10 protein-coding genes and 1 pseudogene are annotated in these 9,385 nt (G+C 67.6%); 6 read left to right on the top strand and 5 right to left on the bottom strand.

The features are described 5' to 3' along the window. The 4 genes and pseudogenes from VP06_RS25750 to VP06_RS25740 form a co-directional block, all read right to left on the bottom strand. Positions 1-338: pseudogene (locus VP06_RS25750) on the bottom strand (IS4-like element ISMmg3 family transposase); the annotation flags it as partial. 136 nt (positions 339-474) lie between these two features. Beyond that, positions 475-648: a DUF2474 family protein gene (locus VP06_RS38275; RefSeq protein WP_245291312.1), complete on the bottom strand. Its 174-nt coding sequence runs from the start codon at positions 646-648 to the stop codon at positions 475-477. Next, the gene (cydB, locus tag VP06_RS25745; RefSeq protein ID WP_048466660.1) at positions 648-1,658 is read right to left on the bottom strand and encodes a cytochrome d ubiquinol oxidase subunit II; all 1,011 of its coding nucleotides are present in this window, start codon (positions 1,656-1,658) and stop codon (positions 648-650) included. Before cydB ends, VP06_RS38275 begins: the two co-directional genes overlap by 1 nt. Positions 1,659-1,668: 10 nt before the next feature. After that, positions 1,669-3,093, bottom strand: coding sequence for a cytochrome ubiquinol oxidase subunit I (locus VP06_RS25740; RefSeq protein WP_048466659.1), 1,425 nt, complete (start codon positions 3,091-3,093; stop codon positions 1,669-1,671). Positions 3,094-3,314: 221 nt separating this feature from the next. Between VP06_RS25740 and VP06_RS25735 the strand changes: the two genes are divergently transcribed. Both VP06_RS25735 and VP06_RS25730 read left to right on the top strand, forming a co-directional pair. Further along, on the top strand, positions 3,315-3,971 hold the full coding sequence (locus tag VP06_RS25735) for a peroxiredoxin (protein ID WP_048466658.1): 657 nt from the start codon (positions 3,315-3,317) through the stop codon (positions 3,969-3,971). After that, positions 3,971-4,357 (top strand): ArsR/SmtB family transcription factor, encoded by a 387-nt coding sequence (locus VP06_RS25730; RefSeq protein ID WP_048466657.1) that lies wholly within the window; start codon positions 3,971-3,973, stop codon positions 4,355-4,357. The genes VP06_RS25735 and VP06_RS25730 overlap by 1 nt, the downstream gene beginning before the upstream one ends. Positions 4,358-4,467: 110 nt before the next feature. On the opposite strand, the gene VP06_RS25725 is transcribed toward VP06_RS25730, so the two are convergent. After that, positions 4,468-6,171: a bifunctional protein tyrosine phosphatase family protein/NAD(P)/FAD-dependent oxidoreductase gene (locus VP06_RS25725; RefSeq protein ID WP_048466662.1), complete on the bottom strand. Its 1,704-nt coding sequence runs from the start codon at positions 6,169-6,171 to the stop codon at positions 4,468-4,470. Between the two features lie 189 nt (positions 6,172-6,360). Between VP06_RS25725 and VP06_RS25720 the strand changes: the two genes are divergently transcribed. From VP06_RS25720 to VP06_RS25705, 4 genes are all read left to right on the top strand, one after another. Then, positions 6,361-7,146, top strand: coding sequence for a sulfite exporter TauE/SafE family protein (locus VP06_RS25720; RefSeq protein WP_048466656.1), 786 nt, complete (start codon positions 6,361-6,363; stop codon positions 7,144-7,146). Positions 7,147-7,213: 67 nt separating this feature from the next. Continuing rightward, complete coding sequence (locus tag VP06_RS25715; RefSeq protein ID WP_245291311.1) at positions 7,214-7,429, top strand: YgaP family membrane protein; 216 nt, start codon at positions 7,214-7,216, stop codon at positions 7,427-7,429. Between the two features lie 30 nt (positions 7,430-7,459). Continuing rightward, entirely contained in the window at positions 7,460-8,359 is a 900-nt protein-coding gene (locus VP06_RS25710; protein WP_048466654.1) for an MBL fold metallo-hydrolase, read from the top strand. 277 nt (positions 8,360-8,636) lie between these two features. Then, a partial coding sequence (locus VP06_RS25705; protein ID WP_156295770.1) for an IS4 family transposase occupies positions 8,637-9,385 on the top strand: 749 nt, incomplete at its 3' end.

The following is a 9,385-nucleotide window of genomic DNA, read 5'->3' as shown; positions in this document are numbered from 1 at the left end:
TGGTGGCGCTGGTTGATCTTGGTTTGATCCAGGATCAGAACCAGCGGCTCGCCCTGCTCGGCCATCAAAGCCATGCGTTCCGTCGCAAAGGGTGCGATGACGTCGTCAGGCTTGATCAGCGGGTTCATCACAACCGGCCAGATCCACTGAAAGCGCATGTCGATGCGCTCGACGGGCCGGGGCAATCCGGCGGCCAGATCCATCAAGTTGGCGCTGCGCACGTCGAGCATGGTGGCGACCACCAGGGCGAGATTGACGCGCTGGGTCTTGCGCTGGGTCGGGAGGAGACGCTGGAGTTCTCGGCCGACGCTGTCGGCCAGGACGAGAAGACCGGACACCGGGCGAGACCTTGGCAACCACAGGATGATCCCGCGAATCACGCCCGCAATCGCCTGTCAATCCTGCCCCAAAAAGCTGATGGATGTTGAGCCCGCACCACCAAATCCCGGGACCAAACAACTTGGATTGATAACTTTAAACCGAGCGAAGCAGCCAGCGGAGCGGCCAGGCGATCGCCGTCAAGCTCGCGACGCTGAGCGACCAGAGCAGAAGAAACCAGCCGAGCCGGCGCAAGCCCAGGGCCCTCTGCGGGACGCGGGCGGCGCGGTCCCGGGCGCCTCCCGTCGTCGTGTCGGGGTCGGCGCGCATCAATGATACCCCGCTCCGGCCGTGACCTTGCCGCGGAACAGCCAGTACACGTATGCCGTGTAGGTCAGCACCAGCGGCACCAGCACCGCCGCGCCGTAGAGCAGAAACGCCTGCGACTTCGGATGGGTCGCCGCCTGCCAGATCGTGATGTCCGGCGGCACGATGTGCGGCCACATGCTGATCCCGAGCCCGACATAGGACAGCAGGAAGACCCCGAGCGCGCAGAGGAACGGCATGATCTCCTCGCGGCGCTCCAGGGCCCCGGCGAAGCGCCAGGCCAGAAGGCCGACCAGCACCGGCACCGGGGCGCCGATCGCCATGCCCGGCAGGCCGAGCCAGCGCTCGCGGAAGGCTGCGCTCACCGCGAGCATGGTCGCCGAGACCACCGCGATGGCGACGAGGGTGGCGAGCCCGAGAGGCCGGGCGAGCGCGTAGGCGCGCCGCTGCAGGTCGCCTTCGGTCTTCCAGATGAGCCAGCAGGCGCCGAGAAGGCCGTAGCCGACGACGAGGGCGAACCCGGTCAGGAGCGAGAACGGCGTCAGCCAGTCCCACCAGCCACCCGCATAGGCGCGGCCCTCGACCCGGATCCCCTGCACGAAGGCGCCGAGCGCGATGCCTTGGCAGAACGTCGCGACGTAGCTGCCCCAGGAGAAGGCGCGATCCCAGGCGAGCTGCCCGCGCGGCGTGGTAACCCGGAACCGCATCTCGAAAGCAACGCCGCGGAACACGAGGGCCAGCAGCATCAGGATCAGCGGCATGTACAAAGCCGGGAGGATGGTGACGTAGGCGAGCGGGAAGGCCGCGAACAGCCCACCGCCGCCGAGCACCAGCCAGGTCTCGTTCCCGTCCCAGACCGGGGCGACCGAGTTCACCATCACGTCCCGGTCGACCTTGTGGGGCAGCGCCGGGAACAGGATGCCGATGCCGAGGTCGAACCCGTCCATCGCCACGTAGAGGAACACCGCCGTCGCGATCAGGACGGCCCAGATCAGGGTGAGGTCGACGCTCATCGGATCCTCCTTATTCGGCCGGCGTCGGACGGGGATCGGCGGCGAGCGCCGGGGCGGGGGTGATGCCGGCGGTCCGCACAGGCTGGCCGACCGGCGGTCCCGGCTCGTGCGGGCGCGGCGCCTGGTTGAAGAGGTGCATCAGGTACCAGATGCCGGCCCCGAACACCGCGAAGTAGACGACCGCGAAGGCGGCGAGCGAGGTCGCCACCGCGGGCGCGGCGACCGGAGAGAGGCTGTCGGCGGTCCGCAGCAAACCATAGACCGTGAAGGGCTGGCGGCCGGCCTCCGTCACCACCCAGCCGGCGGTGACCGCGACGAGCCCCGAGGGCCCCATCGCCACCGCGAAGCGGTGCAGCCACGGCGTCTCGTAGAGCCGGTCCTTCCAGCGCAGATAGAGCGAGCACAGGCCGAGGCCGATCATCAGGAGGCCGAGGCCGACCATGACCCGGAAGGCCCAGAACACCAGCGGCAGGTTGGTCGGCCAGGTGTCGCGCGGCAGGGCCTTGAGGCCGGTCACCTCTGCATCGAGGTCGTGGGCGAGGTAGAGGCTGGCGAGACCGGGGATCCCGACCTGCCACTTGGTCGATCCACTCTCGGCATCGGGCCAGCCGAACAGGATCGAGGGGGCCCGGCGCTCGCTCTCGAAATGCCCCTCCATCGCCGCCACCTTGGCCGGCTGGTGGTGATAGGTGTTGCCGCCATGCAAATCGCCGAGGACGAGCTGCACCGGGGCGACGATGGCCGCCATCCACATCGCCATCGAGAACATCAGTCGGGCGCGGGGATTGAAGCGGTCGCGCAGCAGGTGCCAAGCGCCGACCGCGCCGACGATCATGGCGGTCGTCAGGTAGGCGGCGGTGACGGTGTGGGCGAAGCGGTAAGGGAAGGACGGGTTGAAGATCACCGCCCACCAGCTCTCGGGCACGAAGCGGCCTTCGGCGTCGAGGCCGTGGCCGGCCGGGGTCTGCATCCAGGAATTGGCCGACAGGATCCAGAAGGCCGAGAGCAGCGTGCCGCCGGCCACGAGCGCGGTGGCGAGGAAGTGCAGGCGCCGCCCCACCCGCTCGAGCCCGAACAGCATCACGCCGAGGAAGCCGGCTTCGAGGAAGAACGCCGTGAGCACCTCGTAGCCGAGGAGCGGGCCCAGCACAGGCGCGGTCTTGTCCGAGAAGACCGACCAGTTGGTGCCGAACTGGTAGCTCATCACCAGCCCCGAGACGACGCCCATGGCGAAGGCGACGGCGAAGATCTTGAGCCAGTAGCGGTAGGTGTCGAGGTAGATGTCCCGGCCGGTGGCGAGCCAGAACGCCTCCAGCACGGCGAGGTAGCTGGCCAGCCCGATGGTGAAGGCCGGGAACAGGAAGTGCCAGACGACCGTGAAGGCGAACTGGCTGCGGGCAAGGTCGAGCGCGCTCGGGAGATGGTCGGCCAGCATGGGATCGATCCGAAGGGACAAGCCGGGAGAAGGGGCCGGGTCCGCCGCGCGGGCCGGCCCTTGCGAGGCGACGGACCTTCCTCGGCTTTCGCCGTCGCCCTGTCAATCCATGTTTCGATGCGTAACCTGTTACAAAATATAAAACGACATATTGACGTTCCCAATCACAAACGGCAGTGGGGCGTTCAGCACCCTCGCCATGCCGGCCGGAGCCTCGCTTCATGACAGCCGAAAACGACGCTCCTCCCATTCCGCCTCCGTCCTGCCCGCCGATCATCGGGGATGTCGCGCCGAATTTCCGGGCCCGCACCACTCTGGGCCCTCGCACCCTCGCCTCCTACCGGGGGCGCTGGCTGGTGTTCTTCTCGCACCCGGCTGACTTCACCCCGGTCTGCACCAGCGAGTTCGTCGCCTTCGCCGAGGCCCACGCGGCGTTCCAGGCGCTCGATTGCGATCTCCTGGCCCTCTCGGTCGACAGCCTGTCCTCGCATCTCGCCTGGGTCCACAGCATCGCGCAGCGTTTCGGCGTCGCGATCCCGTTCCCCATCGTCGAGGACCCGACGATGGGCATCGCCCGAGCCTATGGGATGCTGCCTTCGGGGGCGACCTCGAGCGCCACGGTGCGGACGACCTTCGTCATCGACCCGGACGGCATCGTGCGCGCCCTCGTCGCCTATCCGCTCACCGTCGGGCGCAGCGTGGCCGAACTCCTGCGGCTGGTGAAGGCGCTCCAGACCTGCGATGCGGCGGATGTCGCGACGCCGGAGGGGTGGCAGCCCGGCGAGCCGGTCCTGGCCAATCCGCCGGTCACCGCCGACGGCCTCGCCGAGGCCGGCGCGAACGGAACCGATTGGTATTATCGACTGGGCAGCGCCTGATGGGCCCCGGCACAGACGAGGCGAACGCCGCCCGGATCGCGGACCTGCTCAAGGTTGCGGCCAATCCCAACCGGCTGCGCATCCTCTACCTGCTGGCCGAAGGCGAATGCGCGGTCTCGGAGGTCGAGCAGCGGCTCGGCATCCGCCAGCCGACGCTGTCGCAGCAGCTCGGCGAGTTGCGCAACGCCGAGGTCGTGGCCACCCGGCGCGAGCACAAGGTCGTCTTCTACAGCCTGAGCGATCCGCGGATGCGCGCCCTGCTGGAGGCGCTCGACGACATCCTGATCGCCGAGCGCCCACGGCGGGCCCCGTCCCGCTCTCCGGAAGCGCGGGTGCGCGCCCTCGGGCAGGCTGCCCAGTTCGCAAAGGTCGGAGACGAGCCTTGAGCGCCTTCGCGTCGCGCGCCGGCGGACGGATTGAATGGCGCTTCAACGCTCCCGTCTCCCGCCAGAGGCGGTAACGACCGCCTTGGCGACCTCGCCAGAAAGTTGGGGGCTCAGGCCACCTCTCTGCCTGCTCGCTGCAACCCAGGCGTCGGACGAGGCGCTGCCATCCACTCGCGGCCCTTCAGCATCGCCTTCCAGTAGATCGGTGGCAGCATCCGCTCCTTGAGGAGCCAGGCCATGCGACTGGGCTTCGTCCCGTCGATGAGCCAGGCCGGGAAACTCGGCAGCAGCTTGCCGCCATAGCCGAACTCGGCGAGCAGGATCCTGCCGCGCTCGACCGTCAACGGGCACGCGCCGTAGCCGTCATAGGCGACCTCGTCTCCGCGCAGGTATCCCATATCGAGGAGCAGGTTGTGGGCCACCACGGGAGCCTGCTTGCGTGCCGCCGCGGCGGTCTTGGCGTTCGGGGCATTGGTGACGTCGCCGAGCGCATAGATCCCGGGATGGCGGGCGTGGCGCAGGCTCGCCGGATCGACCTCGACCCAGCCGCCGGCATCGACGAGCGGCGAGGCCCTCACGAAGTCCGGTGCCCGCTGCGGCGGGACGACGTGGATCATGTCGAAGTCGGTCTCGATCGTCTCGGTCCCGCCATCGCCGGTCGTGCGGGTGAACCAGGCGCGACGGCCCGGGCCATCGATCCGCGTCAGCCTGTGCTGGAAGTGGAGGTGCGCGTCGTAGCGCCTGACATACTCCATCAACGGCTCGACGTAGTCCTTGACGCCGAACAAGACTGCACCCGCATTGTAGAACGCGATGTCGATGTCCGTCAGCCTTCCCTGGCGCAACCAGTGATCGGCGGACAGATACATCGCCTTCTGCGGCGCGCCCGCGCATTTGATCGGCATCGGCGGCTGCGTGAACACGGCGCGACCGGCACGCAGATTTCGCACCAGATCCCAGGTATAGGGGGCAAGATCGTAGCGGTAGTTCGAGGTCACGCCGTTCCGCCCGAGCGTCTCGGGGAGGCCGGCGATGCCCGACCAGTCGAGGCTGAGGCCCGGCGCGACCACGAGGCGGTCATAGCGGACCCGCCGGCAGCCCTCCAGGACGACGGCGTTTCGCTCCGGCTCGACGGCCGCCACGGCCGCCTTGATCCAGCGCACGCCCGCCGGGATCAGCGAGGCCATGGTCTTGGCCGTTTCGGCCGGCGAGAAGATGCCGGCGCCGACCATGGTCCAGCCCGGCTGATAGTAATGCACATCGGCGGGGTCGATCAGCGCGATGTCGAGGTCGGGCTTGCGTGCCTTGAGGCTGGCCGCCACCGCGATGCCGCCGGCCCCGCCACCGACGACCACGACGCTGTGGAAGAGGTTGGCGGCGTCCCCGGACGCCCGGCCGCCGGTGGCGACGCGCCGGACCACCCCGGTCATGTCGTAGCCCGCCGCCTCGGCCGCCGAGAGGATGTCAGGCAGGGGCCGGCCGCGGGCGCCCTCGCTGAGCGACCAAAGCGTGGTCGAGCGGGTGCCGGTTCGGCAATAGGCGAGAACGGGCCTGGGCAGGCCGGCCAGCAGCGCGCCGAAGGCTGCCGCATCGCCGTCCGAGACCTGGCCCGACACGACGGGCAGATAGCGAGCCTCGATCCCGAATGCGCGAGCCGCTGCGTCGATCTCGGGAAAACCCGGCTGGTCCGTTTCCTCCCCATCGGGCCGGTTGCAGATGACCGACCGGAACCCGGCCTGTGCCAGGGCCGCGAGATCGGCGGGCCGGATCTGGCCGGCGACCGACAGGTCGGGGGCGAGACACTTGACGTCCATCATCGCATTCCTTGATTTATGAATTTGTATTTTGTTGTGAGAAGATCACCAAATCGCATATTGACATCGCCGTCAAGGGGCGCGATGTCTCTCCCAGCGAGCCGCCTCGGCGTCGTTATATGTATTTTGTAATCGATATCCCGGATGCAGGGTCACGCTTGCGTCCGGCCGTGCGGAGGAGACACGTCCATGAGCGCATTGCCTGCCCTCCTGTCCGGCTCCGGGGTCGGCTTCACCCTTGGCTTGATCGGTGGCGGCGGCTCGATCCTGGCGACGCCCCTCCTGCTCTACGCCGTCGGCATCGCACAGCCGCATCTCGCCATCGGCACCGGGGCGCTGGCAGTGGCTGCCAACGCTTTCCTGACGCTCGCGGGGCATGCCAGAGCCGGCAACGTGCGCTGGCGCTGTGCCCTGGTCTTCGCCCTGGTCGGCATCCTCGGGGCCTTCATCGGCTCCTCGCTCGGCAAGGCCGTGGACGGGCAGCGCCTGCTGTTCCTGTTCGCGCTCCTGATGGTCGTCGTCGGCCTTCACATGTTGCGCGGCCGGCGCGGCACGGGCGGCACTGCCGAGCCGGTCGGCTGCGGGCCGGTGCCGAGCCGCACCGTGGTCGGTGTCGCCTTCGGGGTCGGGATGCTGTCGGGCTTCTTCGGCATCGGCGGGGGTTTTCTGATCGTCCCGGGCCTGGTTTTCGCCACCGGCATGCCGCTCATCACCGCGGTCGGCACCTCGCTGCTCGCCGTCGGTGCCTTCGGCCTGGCCACGGCGCTCAACTACGCCCTGTCGGGAATGGTCGACTGGGTCGTCGCCGGGCAGTTCATCGCCGGGGGGCTGGTCGGAGGCTTGCTCGGAATGCGGGTCGCCAACCGGCTCGCCGGCTTCAAGGGCGCTCTCAACACGGTGTTCGCCAGCGTCGTCTTCGCCGTCGCCGGGTACATGCTCTACCGCAACGCCGGCGCCTTCGCGGCGACGCCGTGACCGAGACGCGGCCAGGCATCCGGTGCCACGCCTGGCCGGGCTCCTCCCCGGCACCGTTCGGGAGACCATGATGAACGCCAATATCGGAACCCTGGACCGCGCCCTCCGCCTCGTCGCCAGCCTCCTGCTCGCTGGGACCGGCGCGGCTCTGGCCTCCAGCGGATGGGCGATCGCCGCCCTGGCCATCGGCGCCGTGATGGGCCTGACCGCTGTCGTCGGGGTCTGCCCCGCCTATACGCTGCTCGGTATCGACACGCGCGGTCGCCGCGTTCGCGCCTCCTGATCAGACGCAATTCAGTTCCGGAGACAGGCCATGTCTACCTCGACCCAGTCCGAGCCGATCATCCACGCGTTCTTCGACGAGCCCACCAATACGGTGAGCTACATCGTCGCCGACCCGGAGACCCGGCAGGCCGCCTTCATCGATCCTGTGCTCGACTACGACCACAACGGCGGCAGCGTCGACACGCGCTCGGTCGAGGCGATGCTGAAGGCTGCCGACGCCGCCGGCTACGCCGTGGTCTGGACGCTCGAGACCCATGCCCATGCCGACCATCTCTCCGGTTCGCCCTACGTGAAGGCGAAGACGGGGGCGAAGATCGGCATCGGCGAGCATATCCGTGAGGTTCAAAAAATATTCCGGCCGGTCTTCAATGCTGTCGACCTCAAGACCGACGGCAGCGACTTCGACCATCTCTTCGTCGATGGCGAGACCTTCGCGATCGGCAACCTCGCCGTCGAGGTGATGTACACCCCGGGCCATACTCCGGCTGACATCTGCTACCGGATCGGCGGCCACGTCTTCGTCGGCGACACCCTGTTCATGCCCGATTTCGGCACCGCCCGGGCGGACTTTCCCGGCGGCGACGTGCATGCGCTCTACCGTTCGATCCGCCGCCTGCTGTCGCTGCCGCCCGAGACGGTGCTTCACCTGTGCCACGACTACAAGGCGCCCGGGCGGGACGCCTATGCCTGGGAGACGACGGTGGCCGCGCAACGGGCCGGCAATGTCCACATCAAGGAGGGGGTGAGCGAGGAGGAGTTCACGGCGATGCGCATGGCACGTGACGCCACTCTGTCCGCGCCACGGCTGCTGCTCCCCTCGATCCAGGTCAACATCCGGGCCGGCAAGTTCCCGCCCGCCGAGGCCAACGGCGTGCGCTACCTTACAATCCCCGTCACCCTCAAGGGTGGGGCCGATGCCGGCCTCTGAATGGTAAATTTTTTGCATCTAGAGCATTTTCCGACGAAGTGGATGCCGGTTCGTCGTAGAAAATGCGGCAAAATCAAAGATCTGGAGAAGCTTTGCGATTGCAGCGCGATCGTGAAGCGCTCTAGTAGTCGGTAGAAATTGTGCTGCAAGCAATATCAGATAAAATTGTGCAGATGCGCTTTCATCGAACGAGCATGATGCTCCGTCAGTTGCGCGAGGGGTAAGCCCCTCACCATCCATCAGTTTTTTGGGGCGGGATTGACGGGCGATTGCGGGCGTGATTCGCGGGATCATCCTGTGGTTGCCAAGGTCTCGCCCGGTGTCCGGTCTTCTCGTCCTGGCCGACAGCGTCGGCCGAGAACTCCAGCATCTCCTCCCGACCCAACGCAAGACCCAGCGCGTCAATCTCGCCCTGTTGGTCGCCACCATGCTCGACGTGCGCAGCGCCACCTTGATGGATCTGGCCGCCGGATTGCCCCGGCCCGTCGAGCGCATCGACATGCGCTTTCAGTGGATCTGGCGGGTTGTGATGAACCCGCTGATCAAGCCTGACGACGTCATCGCACCCTTTGCGACGGAACGCATGGCTTTGATGGCCGAGCAGGGCGAGCCGCTGGTTCTGATCCTGGATCAAACCAAGATCAACCAGCGCCACCAGATGCTGATGCTGGCACTGCGCATCGGCCGGCGGGCATTGCCGGTGGCTTGGCGCGTCGTCGCCACGCAAGGGGCCATCGGCTTCGAGGTCCAGAAGGACTTGCTCGCCGCGGCCCTCGCCTGGCTGCCGCCCGAGGCTGAGGTCTGCCTGATGGCCGATCGGTGCTACGGCACGGCCAACCTGATTGCCTTGTGCCAGACCCACGGTTGGGACGACCGCATCCGCCTCAAGGGAAACTTGAGCGTCAAGTCGCGCGGACGGTCGAAGACGACGACCGGCCAATTGGCCAAGGACAAGGTCTTCGCGCTCTCGGAGATCCATCTGACTGCCCATGATGGTCCCGCTCATCTCGGGATCGTCCAGGATCC

Origin of the sequence: Methylobacterium aquaticum, from assembly GCF_001043915.1 — a bacterium.
Classification (GTDB): domain Bacteria; phylum Pseudomonadota; class Alphaproteobacteria; order Rhizobiales; family Beijerinckiaceae; genus Methylobacterium; species Methylobacterium aquaticum.
The sequence above is the reverse complement of the archived record's forward strand: the minus strand, read 5'-3'. Positions and strand labels throughout refer to the sequence as shown.